General features: G+C 52.5%; 14 protein-coding genes and 3 pseudogenes. 10 read left to right on the forward strand and 7 right to left on the reverse strand.

Going from position 1 to position 15,110, the window contains the following annotated elements; genetic code table 11:
• The 10 genes and pseudogenes from BN1044_RS00745 to BN1044_RS00785 form a co-directional block, all read left to right on the forward strand.
• Window positions 1–181: type IV toxin-antitoxin system YeeU family antitoxin (locus tag BN1044_RS00745; RefSeq protein WP_175421577.1), on the forward strand; the 181-nt coding region annotated here is incomplete at its 5' end.
• A gap of 57 nt (window positions 182–238) precedes the next feature.
• Window positions 239–616 (forward strand): annotated as a pseudogene (locus BN1044_RS00750) (TA system toxin CbtA family protein).
• A gap of 50 nt (window positions 617–666) precedes the next feature.
• Window positions 667–720, forward strand: a pseudogene (locus BN1044_RS24285) (hypothetical protein); the annotation flags it as partial.
• Window positions 721–747: 27 nt separating this feature from the next.
• A complete protein-coding gene (locus BN1044_RS23695; protein WP_211095717.1) occupies window positions 748–978 on the forward strand; it encodes a hypothetical protein in 231 nt (76 codons plus the stop codon).
• Window positions 979–1,082: 104 nt separating this feature from the next.
• On the forward strand, window positions 1,083–1,337 hold the full coding sequence (locus tag BN1044_RS00760; protein ID WP_072307141.1) for a hypothetical protein: 255 nt from the start codon (window positions 1,083–1,085) through the stop codon (window positions 1,335–1,337).
• On the forward strand, window positions 1,334–1,642 hold the full coding sequence (locus BN1044_RS00765; protein ID WP_072307142.1) for a hypothetical protein: 309 nt from the start codon (window positions 1,334–1,336) through the stop codon (window positions 1,640–1,642). Before BN1044_RS00760 ends, BN1044_RS00765 begins: the two co-directional genes overlap by 4 nt.
• A gap of 238 nt (window positions 1,643–1,880) precedes the next feature.
• Complete coding sequence (locus tag BN1044_RS00770) at window positions 1,881–2,723, forward strand: DUF4942 domain-containing protein (RefSeq protein WP_072307143.1); 843 nt, start codon at window positions 1,881–1,883, stop codon at window positions 2,721–2,723.
• A 553-nt stretch (window positions 2,724–3,276) separates the two neighbouring features.
• On the forward strand, window positions 3,277–4,584 hold the full coding sequence (locus BN1044_RS00775) for a coiled-coil domain-containing protein (RefSeq protein WP_072307144.1): 1,308 nt from the start codon (window positions 3,277–3,279) through the stop codon (window positions 4,582–4,584).
• Between the two features lie 7 nt (window positions 4,585–4,591).
• On the forward strand, window positions 4,592–5,272 hold the full coding sequence (locus BN1044_RS00780) for an OmpA/MotB family protein (RefSeq protein WP_072307145.1): 681 nt from the start codon (window positions 4,592–4,594) through the stop codon (window positions 5,270–5,272).
• Window positions 5,269–6,114, forward strand: a complete 846-nt coding sequence (locus BN1044_RS00785) for an HNH endonuclease (protein WP_072307146.1) — start codon at window positions 5,269–5,271, stop codon at window positions 6,112–6,114. The genes BN1044_RS00780 and BN1044_RS00785 overlap by 4 nt, the downstream gene beginning before the upstream one ends.
• Window positions 6,115–6,276: 162 nt before the next feature.
• On the opposite strand, the gene BN1044_RS00790 is transcribed toward BN1044_RS00785, so the two are convergent.
• The 7 genes and pseudogenes from BN1044_RS00790 to yihT form a co-directional block, all read right to left on the reverse strand.
• Window positions 6,277–7,698, reverse strand: coding sequence for an MFS transporter (locus BN1044_RS00790; RefSeq protein WP_072307147.1), 1,422 nt, complete (start codon window positions 7,696–7,698; stop codon window positions 6,277–6,279).
• Window positions 7,699–7,719: 21 nt separating this feature from the next.
• Window positions 7,720–9,101 (reverse strand): annotated as a pseudogene (locus BN1044_RS00795) (MFS transporter).
• A gap of 13 nt (window positions 9,102–9,114) precedes the next feature.
• Window positions 9,115–9,987, reverse strand: a complete 873-nt coding sequence (locus BN1044_RS00800) for a sulfite exporter TauE/SafE family protein (RefSeq protein WP_072307148.1) — start codon at window positions 9,985–9,987, stop codon at window positions 9,115–9,117.
• A gap of 2 nt (window positions 9,988–9,989) precedes the next feature.
• The gene (locus BN1044_RS00805; protein ID WP_072307149.1) at window positions 9,990–12,026 is read right to left on the reverse strand and encodes an alpha-glucosidase; all 2,037 of its coding nucleotides are present in this window, start codon (window positions 12,024–12,026) and stop codon (window positions 9,990–9,992) included.
• A 37-nt stretch (window positions 12,027–12,063) separates the two neighbouring features.
• Window positions 12,064–12,936 carry an aldose-1-epimerase gene (locus BN1044_RS00810; RefSeq protein WP_072307150.1) on the reverse strand — a complete coding sequence of 291 codons (873 nt, stop codon included), beginning with the start codon at window positions 12,934–12,936 and terminating at the stop codon, window positions 12,064–12,066.
• Window positions 12,937–12,951: 15 nt separating this feature from the next.
• The gene (gene yihS, locus BN1044_RS00815) at window positions 12,952–14,193 is read right to left on the reverse strand and encodes a sulfoquinovose isomerase (RefSeq protein WP_072307151.1); all 1,242 of its coding nucleotides are present in this window, start codon (window positions 14,191–14,193) and stop codon (window positions 12,952–12,954) included.
• Window positions 14,194–14,208: 15 nt separating this feature from the next.
• Entirely contained in the window at window positions 14,209–15,084 is an 876-nt protein-coding gene (yihT, locus tag BN1044_RS00820) for a sulfofructosephosphate aldolase (RefSeq protein ID WP_072307152.1), read from the reverse strand.
• Window positions 15,085–15,110: the final 26 nt, after the last annotated feature.

The following is a 15,110-nucleotide window of genomic DNA, read 5'->3' on the forward strand; positions in this document are numbered from 1 at the left end:
ATTCCCAGTGCTACTTAAACAACTGGAGCTCATGCTGGTTTCTGGTGAGCTCAATCCCCATCATCAGCACTGTGTCACGCTGTATGCCAAAGGGCTGACCTGCGAAGCAGATAGCTTAGGCAGTTGTGGTTACCTTTATATCGCGATTTATCCGACACCAGACAACAGACTGATCCGTTGATCCCATTCCCTGAACCATCAACCTTTTCAATCCCATTTAATTCAGGAACATTTCCATATGCAAACCTTATCCGCCATCCCGTTACGGAAGGCATCGTCACGCCAAAGTCCTGTTGAAATCTAGCAACAGTTACTCGAATACCTGTTTCATAAGCACTACGGCCTAACGATTAACGACACACCCTTTGGCAATGAGGGGATCATTCAGGAACATATTGACGCCAGTATCTCACTGTGTGATGCGGTCAACGTGATTGTCGAAAAGTACGATTTGGTTCGTACCGACCGTCAGGGCTTCAGTGCGCAGGAGCAATCGCCGCTTATCAGCAGCATCGATATTCTCCGTGCCCGCAAAGCCTGTGGTTTGATGACACGCAACGGTTACAAAGCCGTTACCGATATCACCCACGGCAAATACCGCGGGGTAATACGATGAAACTGTCTCTGACCCTAGAAGCCGATGCCGTCAATATACTGGCCCTCAACATGGGCCGAATCGCCGTAGATATTGATGGTATCGACCTGTCTGCCCTTATCGAGGCTATCAACAACAACGGTTGTAGGTTGCTGTTAATCAATGAACCAGCGTGTAAGACGCTAAACCATGAAAACCGCGGGGCATTAACGACTGAACAAGGGCTTGAGATAGTCATCCGTTGGCTTGAAGACAATATTGACGCCGATTCAACGATTATCTTCGACAACGATGATGCTCTCACAGACTCCGCCGCCCTTTTGCCTTGTATAAAACAGGCTTTAGGCGATATTCGCCAACGTCAAATCATGGATGGTCAATGACCATCGCACTCATGGTTAATGCTCAACCGTTTGCAAACCCGCCCACATCGCTAACCGTGATGTGGGTCTTCCTGATAACGCAAAAGAACGTAAGGTAAAAAATAATGGCCATTATTCGCACAGAAAAAGAAAACGGAGAGAACCATTTACCCGCAGGCTGGCTCAGCGGCTTCGCCACGCTGTGTGGGATGTCTGAAGCGTCCGATACCGCCATCAGCGACGCCCATAAGGGCACGGTCACCTGCGAAGTCTGCTGTGATATCGCCAACGCGATATTTCGCTCGGTACAACGTGAAGAGGTGGCGCATGCCCCAGTTTCTGGCATTAAAATCCCGCTACGGGGGGACAGTCACCGATGAATATCGTCAACCTATTACGCGCTCCGCATCCGTTGGGCGGAGTGCAACTGAGTTGCACCGTCACTGTTACTGCCGCAGCATTCGAAACGCTGACGACCTTGGGAACGGAAGGCATCTTTTACCCCGTCACCGCCAGCTCACCCGTGGCACAACATCTGATTGTCGATTTAGGCATGATACGAGATTGTGCACTGGATTTTGATAAGCCGCAGTTTACGACATGGTGCCGTGAGCATCTGCCGCTAACGTTTTCAGAGCTAGAGCCCATCGGCTATCTGTTTGTCGTCGGTTCGGATGACATATAGCCCGACACGACCTTAAACGTGGCGTCCAACGGCGAAGAAACTACCAACGCCAATCTCGTTTGATACGACATCAAATAATCATCGTTACCGGCAATCGTCTTCCGTTCTTTCTCCCTCCCTCCCCATCATCCCCTATCGTTCCATACCTGTCAGGTTGCTTTTCTCTCTCGCCATGATTGCAAGGGAAGGGCCGCTCGTCGGTATTGATTAGCAATGCATAAATAAAAGGAAACTTGATATGACCACAAACTCAACAGATAGCGTGGAATGCTTATCCGATCACACCGACGTGATTTGTTCCACCAGCATTGAACGTATTGTCACTGGACGTAATGCCGCGCTGGTACAAATTGAAGCGTTGATCCACCAGCTTAATGATATCTCGACACTGACCCGCAGTATCGGCGGCAAAACCGCCCTAGACTGGGCAATGAAGCAAGATTTTCGCTGCGGCTGCTGGCTGATGGAGAAAACAGAAACGGCGATGAAAGTTATCATCCGCAATCTCGATCGCAGTATATGGCGAGATCTGATGAAGCGCTCAGGGATGCTGTCGATTATGGACGCTCAGGCGCGTGAGCAGTGGTACAACAGTCTGGAGAAAGAGGATATTCCGGCGATTAGCGAGGAGAATATTCTTAGCACCTTTGAGCAACTTCATCAGAGCAAAGATGACGTATTTGAACGCGGTGTCATCAACGTGTTTAAGGGATTGTCATGGGATTATAAGACAAATAGTCCATGTCACTTTGGCAAGAAAATCATCGTGACAGGGTTGGTTAAATGTGACCGATGGGGATTTGGGCTTAACTGGGGCTGGCAGCGCGACCGCCTAGCAGATCTTGAGCATATGCTAATGTTACTCAACGGAAAGCCTATTCCCGATAATCGTGCCGACGTCACCCGACTCTTGGTCGATCACATTCATGAGAACAGACACAGCAAAAGTTATGAGGATGAGATGTTTGTAATCAAGTATTTTCAGAAGGGCATTGCGCATATTACTTTTAAGCGACCAGAACTGGTTGATAAATTAAATGATATCATCGCTAAGTATTATCCGGGGATGTTACCTTCATAATTGCGTGTTGAGGTTTGATTAACATGAACATTTTTGATTATTTTCCTCTGAGTGAAATCATTTGGGGGCACAATAGGGGGCATTAGCAAAAATAAATTAAGACAAAAGTATGTAAATTCAATGGGTTTTTCTACTTAGTACGACTCCTGTGATCTCCGCCAAATATCTCCCCTGAACCCCACAAAACTCAATAAAATTATTATAATACATGTGATTGTGGATATTTATGTTCCGCCGAATTCAACTCATGTCTTTCAGAATCAAGTACACTATGTTCCTTATGAAACTAACAGCACGACAAGTAAGTTTACATAGCCAAACCCAAAGATTAGACATATAGGCTCTTCAATGGGGGCATTAATGTCACAGTAAATTTGGTCATCTATTTATTGGTCTGCTCTTAAGCTTTCTGCGGCATATATTTAGATCGCTATTCGAATAAATGACACGATAAAATAAACCCTATAATAATTGTGGAGTATCATGAGCCGCAATTTACGGCCTGGACATGAAGTCAGGCATTTACACTTAGATCTCACTTCCTTTGACTATCATGAAAAAAAGAATTCTGCTTTCGCTGTTATTCATGCCCTGCGTTTCATATGCCGCAGCGACTATAACATTCAGCACAGTTACGTCTGACCCCATCACAAATGGCTTCGTATTAGTTAACTTGGTTTTGGCAATATTTTTCGCCTTCATACGCTTTGACAGATTCGCCATTGTTCATGGCCCCGAAATACTCACCACCGTGGGGATCCTCGGTTGTTTTGCTGGTATTGCAACTTCGCTACTGCATTTTGATTCAACTAATGTAGCTGAAAGCGTGCCACATCTACTCGAAGGGGTGAAAACTGCTTTTCTCGCTTCGTTAAGTGGTGTTTTCGGCTCTTTGGTTATCAGAGCAAGACACTATTTCCAGAAGAAACCCATTCCCCAGACGCCCGGCACCCCTAAGGCAGCAAGCCTGGATGACGTCGTAGCTGCTACTCAAGCGCTTCAGAAAAGTCTCGCTGGGAGCGAGGACAGTAGCCTCCTGACACAGCTTAAATTAATGCGTCAGGAACAAGCGGATGAATTACGAGCATTGCGCAGTGCCTTTGATACATTTTCTCAGAAAATGGCTGAAGATGGCTCCAAAGCGCTTATTGATGCACTAAAAGACGTCATCAATGATTTTAATGCACAGATTAATGAGCAGTTTGGCGAAAATTTCAAGCATCTGAACGCAAGCGTGGAAAAACTGGTCATCTGGCAGCAGCAGTACAAAGATGAACTTGACACATTGCAGACGGTACAAAAATCTACAGCTGAGGATCTCAGGGAAGCTTCTCTGGGTCTTGCGTCGTTCATCGAGCAGGCATCCAGTTTTGCTCAGACCGCAAATGCTCTGGAAGAGACACTTCAAAACTTAGCCCGGCAGCATCAGGACATCGATCAGTCTCAGCGCTCCATGAGTGAAGTGTTATCGCAAATGAAAGAGGTTACGCCTCAGTTCTCACGCAAAATTGATGAAATGACTGCATCAATGGCGCAGGGCGTTACAAAACTGCAGGGTGATGTAAGTAATATCGTTATGGATTTCGGCACTCAGGCGCAATCTTTCTCTTCAGAAATAAAACAGTTTTTGACTGAGACGCTCAGTCAATCCCAGTCGGAGGTCAATGCAGGGCTAACCCAGTCAGTGGATAAGATCCATCAGAGTGTTGTTGCTCTGGATACCGGCCTGCAGGAGGAACTGACGAAAAGCCTCGAAACCCTAGGCCGACAGCTTGCTTCTCTTTCCGAGAAGTTTGTCGCTGATTACACCCCTCTGACCGAACGCCTGAGAGAAGTAGTGCGTATTGCTTCCGCGACGTGAGAAGACTATGAATTTAGAACAGAGCAACCAATCTTACTGGATACCACTTGCGGATCTAATGACGGGCTTGATGATGGTCTTTATGCTGCTGACTGCCGCATTTATGCTTCGCGTGGAGCAGACGACGACACTTGTTGTAAAAGAGTATGAAGTCACGAAGCGTGACATGCAGCTGGCTTTGCAGAAAGAATTTGCGAAAGATCTGAAACAATGGAACGCAGAAATTCTGGGAGATATGACTATCCGCTTTAACGATCCCTCCGTTCTTTTTGCAACAGGATCTTCAGAATTACGTCCGCGTTTCAGAGAGGTCCTTGGCGAGTTTTTCCCCCGTTACATTGCTCTGCTGACATCCGATAAATACAGAAGTGCCGTTAAGGAAATACGTATAGAAGGGCATACCAGTACCTTCTGGAGTGGAGCTAAAGATGGAAAAGAGGCCTATTTCAGAAACATGGAACTCTCTCAGGCAAGAACCCGCAGCACGCTCGAATATCTGATGTCATTACCAAAAGTACAGGGTGACGAAAAATGGCTGGTTCAGCATGTGACAGCTAATGGATTGTCATCTTCTCATCCCCTTTCACATAAATCGTCGCAGGCGGCAAATCAGCGAGTGGAGTTTCGTATCGTCACAAACGCCAGCGAGAAGATGGATCTTATTGCAGGGAAATTATCCAAAAAATGAGCTTTAAGTTACCTAATTTTTTAAGCTGGCCCTCACTGGATATTTTGCGTCACAAGATGGCCGCTCCGCTTACAGATAACTTTATGCTGGTTCCTGTCTATTCTGAAATATCTATTGTCGATCAATTGAATACTGGTGGCGTCGAAATTGATCTCGATGAAATTAGCGTCCATGAAGATGGGACATTACTCTACCGTGGCTATCGTGGCCTGCTCCATATAAGGGATATAACTTCAATTTCTGGTGAAACAAGGATGCCCAGATATCATCTGGCTTATTGTCAGACTCTTGAGAAAATGAAGAAAAATTCTCGATTTGACCGATATGTTGTTGCACAAACAACGTCTGGTGAGTTTAAAGTCAATATAGTCGATCGAGAGGTAACATCCCAAAATGTAAGATTAAATGTGTGCCAAAATTGCCTGGATAGGATTCATTGGAAGGGTTTTAGTATCCAAGGGATGTCACGTGCGGAGCGACAGAATCGAGTGGACAGTTTTTCGCTGCCGGAATTTTTTAGAGAATATCCACGTGACCTGATCGGCGCTAAACCCCTACATACATCAGCTACCGCACCACTCAATGACTATTCACAAAACTGGACTAAGTTGTCAAAGGAGATCAGGCAACAACGTGGATATCAATGCGAATGTTGCGGAGAGTCTTTCAGACAGGATAAATCCCGATTCTTGCATGTCCACCATCGTAATGGCCTGAAAAACGATAACAGAAATGTAAATCTGGCAGTACTTTGCATTGCATGTCATGCGCAGCAACCTCAGCATGGACATCTCAAGGCTCATCCTGATTACAAACTATTCATGACACGTCATAAGGGCTAAATGCGCCAAGTAAGCCGCAATAGGCTTCACTACAGCCTGCCTGTTATTCTCGCCATGGGCGATCAATCTTTCATCTGAACGAAAAGCCTCTGACTTCAGAAGCTTTTCTGTTATCTGCTACAGGTCCGGCCCGTTTAAGCGATGTCCCGCTAGATAACCCTGTCACCTCGCGGCAGCCGGTTGTTCATTGTTTTGAGCGACGGGCAGAGGAGCGTTTAGCTGTGATTTCCGTTTCCCAATCTCTTCAATGATCAGCGCAAACCGCGTTTCGTTGAGCTTGTAAAAGAGTCCCATCGTGATTGCCGCGATAATCGCCAGCCCGCAGGGCCAGAGGAATATCAGCTGGCGCAGGCCCAGAAGCGTGCCTGCGCTCTGAATCGCGTTTGGCACATAGCCGATTTGCGTCAGCATGATGCCGGGCAGGAAACCCGCCAGCGCCGCCGAGATTTTGCGCGAGAAGGTATAGCCGGTATACACCGAGCCTTCTGCGCGGATCCCCGTTTTCCACTCGCCGTAATCCACGGTGTCCGGTACCAGCGCCCAGTTCAGGCTGTTGACAAATGCGGTGCCAAAAAAGGCCATGCAGGAAAACAGCACAAACAGCACCGAAGTACTGCCAAAGGTAAAATTCAGCATATCGCCAACGGCCCATAAGATTAGCCCGCCGAGATAAACCTGTTTCTTGCCGAAGCGTTTTACCGCAGTAGGTACCAGAAACACGCCAATCAAAATACAGCCCATACTGAAAAAGCCCATCCATGCGAGAAGATGAACATCATTGAGCACGTACTGGGTGTAATAAACCTGAATGGCGAGCTTGATGTTAAACGCCGCCAGCGAGCAAAGGTTGGCGATGCACAGCACCAGCAGCGGCGGATTGCGGAAGATAGCGCAGAACGATTTCATCATGCTGGGTTTGTGATAGCCGGGCGTGATCTCCACATAGCGTTCCTTGACGCCGCTGTAGCACCACCACATGCAAAATAATCCGCCGGTGGCGAATAACAGCGCCGCCACTAAATAGCCGAGCGACGGTTTTCCCACGAACATCGCCTGAACCGGCATAAACCCGACCGTACACAGCAGCAGCCCAAGCGTCGCGCCGCCCTGACGCCAAGCCGCCAGATGCGCCCGCTCCTGCGGATTTTTGGTGATCGCCGGCACCATCGCGCCGTAGGAGCAGTTCATCAGGCTGTAGAACAGGCCAAACAGCATAAACAGCACCGTGGCGAGGGCTGTTTTGACCGTCAGACTGAAGTCGTTCGCCATAAACTGCGCCGAGGCGACGATTGCCACGGGCAAGGCGGCATACAGAATAAACGGCCTGAATTTCCCTTTCGCATCAATATTGCGCCGTGAATCCAGCAGTACGCCGGTCAGCATATCGGTGAACGCCGTAAAGAACTTCGCCACCAGAAAGATAATGCCGCCGTAAAACGCGGGCATCCCCAGCTGGTCGGTATAGAACTTCAGCAGATACAACGTGCCGATGCTCAGCATCAGGTTAGAGCCTAAATCGCCGATGCCGTAGGCGCATTTCTCGCGCAGGCTCAGCGGCAGGGTTAGCGGATCGTGAGTGCTCATGGGCTTTATCTCGTTGTTATGTCAGGCCAGCCGTTTGCGGGTTTCTATCTCCTCAACGATGCGCACGTACATTTTTTCGTTGAGTTATAGAAGCAGCCCATGGCCACAATGGTGACCACCGCCAGCGCGCAGGGCCAGATGAAGATCAGCTCCCGCAATCCTTCGACGGTTCGGGCAGATTGAACCACGTTAGGCACATAGCCGATTTGCGTTAACATCAGGCCGGGGAAAAAGCCCGCCAGCGCCTGAGAGACTTTGCGAAAGAAGGTGAAACCGGTGTAAACCGTGCCTTCCGAACGCACGCCGGTGCGCCATTCGCCATATTCCACGGTGTCGGACACCAGCGCCCAGTTCAGGCTGTTGACGAACGCCGAACCGAAAAATGCCAAGCAGGAAAACGCGACAAAGCTCACCGAACTGCCGCCCAGCGTGTAGTTCAGCACATCGCCAGCCACCCAAATCAACAACCCGCCGATGTAGACCTTTTTCTTGCCGAAGCGACGAACCGCGCTGGGCATCAGGAATACGCCGATGAAAATACAGCCCATGCTGAAGAACCCCATCCACGAAAGGAGGATCGGGTCGTTGAGCACGTACTGGGTGTAATAAACCTGAATGGCAAGTTTGACGTTGAACGCCCCCAGCGTACACAGGTTGGCGATGCAGAGAATAAACAGCGGGCGGTTTCCGGCGATAGCGCGAAAAGAGGCGAGCAGCCCTGGTTTTTGCGCGCTATTCGCCGGTTGCGCTTCGACGTAGCGCTCTTTGACGCCGGAATAACAGCCCCACATGCACAGCAAACCGCACAATGAGAACAGCGTGGCCGCGAAGATATAGCCGCGCTGCGGATTGCCCTCCATCAGGTTCATCACCGGCACAAAGCCCACGGTACACAGCAGCAGGCCTAGCGTTGCCCCGCCCTGACGCCACGCCGCCAACGACGCACGCTCATGCGGGTTTTTGGTGATCGCAGGCACCATCGCACCGTAAGAGCAGTTCATCATGCTGAATACCAGCCCGTACAGCATGAACAGCAGCGTCGCCACCACGGTTTTTCCGCCGATCTCAAACGGCGTGCCGACAAAATTGGCGATCGCCAGCAGCGTGACCGGGAACGCGGCATACAGCACAAACGGGCGGAATTTGCCTTTCGGCCCAATGTTGCGGCGCGAATCGAGCATGATCCCGGTGCCCATATCGGTAAACGCGGTAAAGAATTTCGCCACCAGGAAGATGATCCCGCCGTAGGTGCCGGGCAGCCCCAGCACGTCGGTGTAGAATTTCAGCAGATAAAGCGTGCCGATATCCAGCAGGATATTGGAGCCTAAATCCCCCATCCCATAGGCAATTTTCTCTTTTAACGGCAGGCGTAATTTGGCCGGATCGCTGTGGTTCTCAGTCATTATCTGTTCCCCATTAAGCCTGATTTGCCGCGCGAATAGCCGCGACCTTTTTGCCAAACAGCAGATGCAGCACCAGCAGCAAACCAAAGGCAGGCAACAGCGCGCTCAATGCGGAAATCCCCGTCGCACCTTTGATAAGCATTGCGCCAGAGGCAATCAGCAGCAAAAAGACCATTACCCTGAAGATGTTCACCGGGATACGTTTATGTACGTACTGCCCAACCAGCGAGCCGAGGATCATCGTCGGTACGCAGAACAACACCAGTTTAAGAGTGGACACGGTCAGAATGCCGCTGGTGGCCAGACCGCCGATAATGGCGATATTGTTGGCGGTGAAGAAGGCATTGAGCGTGCCGCGAAAAGCGGCAGGGGCCAGATTTCGCAGCATGCCGTAAATCACCACCGGCGGCCCGTTGGTGGAAAACGCCGAGCCTAACGCCCCGGCAATCGCGCCAATCGGCATCGCAATCCAGTTTTTGTCATAAACCGGCAGGCGGGGAATAAACAGGCTGTAAAAGGAGTAGAGGATCAGGAACGCGCCGAGGCCAATTTTCATGATGTGATCGGGCAGATAAGAGAGCGCATAAAGGCCCACCGGAATACCGGCAAAGGAGAACAGGATCAGCACCAGCGCTGATTTCCAGTTGGTTTCCTTGCGCGACAGCCACGTGGCATACAGCGCCGTCGCCGTGCCGACAATCACCGACATCGGTGCGGCCATTTTTAGCGGCAGCAACAGCGTCACTAGCGGCATGGTGGTCAGCGCACCGCCAAACCCGGCGCAGATCCCGACAAAGGTGTACATGAACATGATGGCAATCACGATAGCCACAACGCCCGCATCCAGCTGAATACCGTCAGGCGTAAACAGAGTGAAGAAATCCATGGTTATTCTCCGTGTGGCAGGGCGCAAAGCTGGCTGAAAAGCGGCTGCCATTCGCTGTCTGCACGATAAAAGACCGGCGGCTGGCCGAGCGGCGCGGCAACCGTCACTTCACCGCCGTGATACGCTTTGCCCGTCCACGCGTGGATCCACTTATCCTCCGGCAGATACAGGGTCCAGTCGCTGCGCCCCTGTTCATGAACCGGGGCTACCAGTAAATCGCGGCCCAGCAGATACTGGTATTTCAGGTCATAGCTGCGGGCATCGTCTTCGTAATGCAGGAACAGCGGGCGCATCACCGGCAAACCGCTTTTCGCGTTTTGTGCCACGGCCTGTTTGAGATAAGGCTTCAGGGTGGTGAACACCGTGGTCATGCGGGCAAAATGGGCGATGGTTTCCGCGTCGCTGTCGAACTGCCAGTTATCGCCGGGGCGATTGCCTTCGTGGGTGCGCATCATCGGGGTGAAGGCGCTGAAATCACACCAGCGCAGCAGCAGTTCTTTACTGCGTTTCATGTCGAACAGCGTGGTGTAGCCGCCAATGTCGCTGTGATGCAGGCCGTGCCCGCTCATGGCGAGGGAAAGCGCCGCCGGGATCACCGAGGCCAGACCATCATCGAGGCTCCAGTCGACGTTCTGATCGCCCGCCCACATCATCAGCGAATGTTTCTGGCTGCCGGTGTAGCCCGCGCGCATAAAGAACAGAACGTCGCCGAGCTTGCCGGTTTCTTCCAGCGCGTCGTAGTTGCACTTCGCCCACAGCGCAGGCCAAGCGTTATGCATGATTTCCGCGCTCACGCCGTTATGCAGGAAGGTATCGGTCGGCAGATATTCGCCGAAATCGGCCATCCAGCCGCCGCAGCCCAGTTCGATCAGGTTCTTTTTAATGACGTCTTTGTACCAGCCGTAGGCTTCCGGGTTGGTGAGATCGATAACGCCGGCGTAAAACTCGCCGAACTCCACGTGATAGTCGTTGCCCGCCGCGTCTTTGGTCAGATAGCCGCGTTGCGCCGCCTCTTCGCACAAATCACGATCGCTGGCGACATAGGGGTTGATGTAGGTGAGATACTGCACGCCTTCTTGTTTCCATTGGCCGATCCGCTGATCCAGCTGCGGATAAAGCTCCCGGCTCCATTTCCAGTTCCACATCACGCGCTTGCCAAAGGAGGTCATGCGAATGCCGGACCAGTCCTGCGCCCAGATGCCGTTAACCTTCACGCCCCCGTCACGCATCGTATCGAGCTTTTGCTGGCAGATATCCGTGCCGCCCTGAATGCCGAGCGTCACGCCGTCGTAAACCCAGTCCGGTAGTTCCGGCTGACGGCCCAGCAAGGCGGTGAGTTTTTCCAGAATTTCGACGTAGGTTGCCGCACATTCGAAACGAATCGTGGCGTTATCCTCCCAGAATGCCAGTTCGTGAAAACCCGGATCGCTGAAATCGAAATTCATGTAGCCGCTGTTATCGACGTGGCAGTAGTACTTTTGCGTGCTGACAAACGTCGGCTGCGGGAAGAAGGTCCAGTAATAGTCGCCGCCCGTGTTCTCTTTGCAGTCGGCAAGCCAGGTCACGTGGGTTTTCTTGTTGCGCCCCACGCCCTGCTCGCTGGTCCACAGCGGGAAAGGTTTACCGCGCAGATCGAAATAGGAGAACTGTTCGCCGCAGCCGTAAACGTGATCGTCTGGGTTTGCCGCCAGACGCAGCCAGATGCGGTTATGGCTGGCGTTATCGTTATGCAGCTTCAGCGTCAGACGGCGGCTGTCGTCGAGGCCGACCGCTAGGGTGGCGTTGATTTCGCCACGGGAAAAATGAACCGCCCAGCCCGCGCCTTGTTTCATCACTGCGACGTCCGTCAGGGCAATTTTTTCGTTCAGCTTGTCCTGAATGCTGAAATTACCGCGGAACATCTCGATATCCGCCGTTCCGCTGCCAACCCACAGGCAGGGTGCCTGACGGGTATGACGCAAAATAAGACGCCCCTCAAACGACAGCGAGAAGCCATCGTCGAGCGTTACCAGTTTCACTTCAGGGTATTGCGAAGTCATTGTGACCTCCGTTGTAGGGTAAAGGATGATTGTTGTTTTAGTTATTTACGCCGATGTTAAAGCTCAGCGAGTGGGTGTCGTCCGGTGCGAGTTGCACCAGATCGAGACCTGAATTAAACGCATCCGGCGGGCAGCTCATCGGTTCGACGGCCAGCCCTTTTCTGGCGAGTTTTTCGCCCGAATAGACCTGAAGCCACGGTTGGTTGGAGCGCAGCCGGACGGACATCTCGGTGGGCGGATGAACCAGCCTGACTTCCCACGGTGCGTCATCCCGCCGTGCCTCAAAGCTGTGATCGATCTGCGTGGTGCCGATTCGCCGCTGCGTCTGAAAATCGAGTTTGGTGTTGGCAAAAAACGTTAAGGTCTGAATATCAAATAGGTTGCCGGTGGGTAACTGCAGTTCGCAGCCATCAACGCATTGCAGATTGCAGGTGAGATAGGGGTGAACGCCTGCGCCGTAAGGCGCAGTGACGTCCCCGATGTTTTTGCTGAGAATGCGGGCGCTCAGACCCGTATCCTCGTCAAGCTGATACGTCACTTCGCAAGCAAGCATAAAAGGGTAACCATAGGTTGGCGGTAAAAAGGCCGACAGCGTTACGTGGGTTGTGGAGCGTTCAACAACCTGCCAGTTGTGCCACGCCAGCAATCCGTGGATGGCGCTATTCCCAGCGCGATCGTTGATCGCGGGGGTAAACGTTTCGCCGTCGAATTGATAACGTCCACTGGTGATGCGATTTGGCCAAGGGATTAGCACCTTCCCCAAATGCGCCAACGGCATCTCTTCCGGTGGGTGAGGTATCACCACGTGGCGACCACGATGGGTTAACGCAGCGATCCCCGCGCCCACCGTGACAATTTTCGCCTGATACTCACCGGCAGCCAGCGCGATAGTCATCCCACTTTGATGCATGCTTTTTCCCTCGCTTTATTTTGCTAGGCTGTCCAGCAAGCCGGCAGCGACAGCGGGTGCCAGCCCGGGAGCCAGCGGCAGACGGGGGATCACCAGACAGTGCAGCAGATGATAAATATCCTGCTTACCGTCCCAGACTTTGGTGGTGACTTCGTTGTTGGTGTCGAGCTCCTGCCACCATGAACCGTTCTCGTAATCCATCAGGTACTTGATGCAGTACTCCCACCAAGTCTGATACCAAGTTTCGTATTGCTGATCGCCAGTGACGGTCCACAGCGCATAGGCGGTACCCATCGCTTCGACAATCGGCCAGCGCACGCGCTCGCGCACAATCGGCTTGCCGTCCCAGCCGACGGTGTACACGATGCCGTCTGCGCCATCCGGTGCCCAAGCGTCGCGAATGGTGGCGTGGAACAGCCCTTTCGCATCTTCCAGCAGCCATTCCGGCGGTGTTTCAAAGCGGGCTTCCAGTGCGGCGCGCAGGTGCAGCATCAGGCGGCCCCACTCGATCCAATGCCCTGGCGTGCCGCCATAGGCGCGGAAGCGGTGGGCCGGATTCTCTTTGTTGTAATCGCGGATAGGGTTCCAGTGGGTGTCGAAATGCTCGTTAACCCGGTACTCGCCTTTGCGGGCGACGTCGTGAATGATCACCGAGGCCACGCGCAGCGCGCGGTCGAGCCATTTACGGTCGTGGGTCACGTCATACACAATCAGGAAGGCTTCCACCGCGTGCATATTGGCGTTGCCGCCGCGATAGTCTTCGGTTTTGCTGAAGGCTTCGTCCCAGGATTCCAAGCACATCTGCTCTTCTTCACTCCAGAAGTACTTCTCAATAATTTCAATGGTTTCATCGAGAAGCTGGCGCGCGGCAGGGTGGCCGGTGGTGACAGCGCTCGCCGCCCCGAGCAGCACGAAGAAGTGCTGATAGCCTTGCTTGGACGCATCGATAACGCCTTCGTCGTTCACGCAGGCGTACCAGCCGCCATATTTTTTATCGCGCAGCGCACCGTTGAGCGCGTTGATGCCGTGATCGACCAGCGCATAAGCGCCCGGACGGCCCATTCCGGCGGCAACGGAATAGGTGTGCAGCATGCGGGCGGTGATCCACAGATGGGTGCCCTGATCGGTTTTAATCTGACCTTTATTACCGAGCCAGCCGAAGCCGGTCGGTACGGCGGCATTCTTGCCGAATTCAAAAATTCTGTCCGTTTCCTGCTCGAGCCAACGGTTATGACTCAGGGTATTAAACCATTTCATCGAAATATCCTTTTATTAGCGGCGGGCCATCATTTCGTCGACGATCTCGCCTAAACGTTGCAATTTCGGCGCTGAAACGTCGCTCAGCATCAGTTCGGTATCCGGCAGGCCCACCACGGAGGACCACACCGCCCGTCCGGCCAAGAAACCGGAAGCTCCGGCCTGCATGGCGACACGCACGGCGCGCGGGAACAGTTTTTCATCGACGCCGGAAGAGAGGATCACCCACGGCATGCTGATTTGTTCATTCAGCTTCTGCGCGGCCAGCAGCAGCTCGCTCTGCGCACCTTTGCCGAACAGGGGCATTTCCCCCTTGTAGAGATCGGCGCCGCAGTTCCCGAGTTCTTTAGCCGCATCGACAATCGCCTGTTCGCGGTCGAATTTGTCGCCACGGCGCGGCGGGCGAACCACCGGCTCGATAATGCTCAGCAGGCCGTGGCTGTGGCACAGCTGATTAAACTCACGCACCATGTGCAGGCGCTGCTGTGGATCTTCGTCGCTGCGCCATAGCACCAGCAGCTTCAGGGCTTTCGCGCCGTCGAGCCGGGCTTTTTGCGCGTCAACGTTTTTGTCGATGATCACGCTGTCGACGGGGATGCCGTTGCCGGGGATGAAAGCGTCGGCGGCGACGATCATTGCGCAGTTTTTGGCGACTGCCTGCTGCTCAACAATCTGGTGATAGCAAAATTGCTGATCGACCAGCACCGCCGAGGCAAACGGCGACAGCGTTTTGGCTGCGTTCACTTTGAAATCCGTGAGATGTTGATCGGTGACTGGCCCTTTTGCGCCTGCCGCCGCGAACATCATCCGCATGGCTTCGCGCTGATCCACGGCCAGCATCGCAAAACCGCCAGAAGGACGGGCAATCTCTTTCAGGGTGTACTGCGTCATGGTTAATTCCTTGTTGATACGTAAAA

Source organism: Hafnia alvei (assembly GCF_900095695.1).
GTDB lineage: Bacteria > Pseudomonadota > Gammaproteobacteria > Enterobacterales > Enterobacteriaceae > Hafnia > Hafnia alvei_B.